This window comes from Hymenobacter caeli, from assembly GCF_013294115.1.
Lineage (GTDB): Bacteria > Bacteroidota > Bacteroidia > Cytophagales > Hymenobacteraceae > Hymenobacter > Hymenobacter caeli.
This window is the reverse complement of the sequence record NZ_JABSNP010000043.1, coordinates 1-1242: the sequence shown is the minus strand read 5'-3', so window position 1 is coordinate 1242 and position 1242 is coordinate 1. Positions and strand designations below refer to the sequence as shown.

General features: G+C 61.6%; 2 protein-coding genes. Both read right to left on the bottom strand.

Translation table 11 applies throughout. The features are described 5' to 3' along the window. Positions 1 to 13: 13 nt before the first annotated feature. Positions 14 to 892, bottom strand: a complete 879-nt coding sequence (locus HNP98_RS21475; protein WP_173812258.1) for an IS3 family transposase — start codon at positions 890 to 892, stop codon at positions 14 to 16. Then, positions 889 to 1191: a transposase gene (locus HNP98_RS21470; protein ID WP_173812256.1), complete on the bottom strand. Its 303-nt coding sequence runs from the start codon at positions 1189 to 1191 to the stop codon at positions 889 to 891. The genes HNP98_RS21475 and HNP98_RS21470 overlap by 4 nt, the downstream gene beginning before the upstream one ends. Positions 1192 to 1242 lie beyond the last annotated feature (51 nt).

The following is a 1242-nucleotide window of genomic DNA, read 5'->3' as shown; positions in this document are numbered from 1 at the left end:
TGAGGTGGTCTAGCTAAGCCGCACAGAGTTGGGACGTAGTTTGAAAATGGGTTTCGAAGTGGTTGGGGGCGAGATAACCGAGGGCCGAATGCCGCCGCTCAGCGTTGTAGTAGGCTAGATAGTGGCTGATTTCCAGGCGTGCTTCGGTGAGATTGCGGAAGCTGCCGCCGTCAAGCAGTTCGGTCTTGAGTCGGCTCCAAAAGGATTCGGCGTGAGCATTATCGTAGCAGTTGCCCCGGCGGCTCATACTTTGTACGGCCTTGTGGCGCGCTATTAAGTCTTTAAAGTTGGTGGCTGAATACTGACTGCCCTGGTCAGAATGGATGAGCAGTCCAGCCGCAGGTTGGCGCACGGCCAGGGCGCGGCGCAAGGCCTCACTGACCAGGTCTTCGGGCATGGATTCGCGCACGTCCCAGCCCACGATTTTGCGTGAGTAGCGGTCGAGCCAGGTAGCCAGGTAGAGCCAGCCGCCGCCCTGTTTGGGCAAGTAGGTGATATCGCCCACCCAGACCTGGTTGGGGGCGGTGGGCGCGGGCTGGCCCAGCAACAGGTTCGGGGCAGCGCGCGCAGTCGGGTCGGAATCGGTGGTGCGCGGCACGAAGGAGCGCGGCTGCTGGGCCCGTAGGCCTGCGGCGGCCAACGCCCGCCGAATACGCCAGCGACCCACCCGGTAGCCTTGCGCGTGCAGTTCAGCGCGTAAACGGCGGGTGCCGTAGCGAGCGGAATGCCACTTAAACTGCGCTCGAACAACTACTTGCCAGACTGGCTCGGGTGCTGGTAGTTGCTGCCGCTGCCAGGCGTAGTACGCGCTCGGGGCCACCCGCAGCACCTGACAGAGCTGGCGTACAGGCACGTGGTCCCGCCGCTCAGCGATGTACCGGTACGTGCTCACCGGGTTGGCTGGCCGAAGATGACCAAGGCTTTTTTTAAAATATCCAGCTCCTGCTCTGCCCGCTTGAGTTGGGCGCGCAGCTGGCGTACCTCCGGGTCGCGGGCCACTTCCACACTACCTACTTCGGCCACGAGTTTGGCCTCTTGCCAGCGGTAGAGCAGTTTGGGACTAATGCCGAGTTGCTGGGCCGCGGCTTGCGTGCTGCGGCTTTCCGAGGCTAGACGCAGGGCCTCAGCCTTGAAAGCATCGTCGTATTTACGCCGTTTATCCGGCGTCTTCTTGGTCTTTTCTGCACTCATGACTCAGGAAATATACGTCCTGCTTCTGTGCGCCTTGACTAGACCACCTCA

Coding starts and splice junctions, on each gene's coding strand:
- HNP98_RS21470 (WP_173812256.1), bottom strand. CDS start 1,191: ATGAGTGCAGAAAAGACCAAGAAGACGCCGGATAAACGGCGTAAATAC.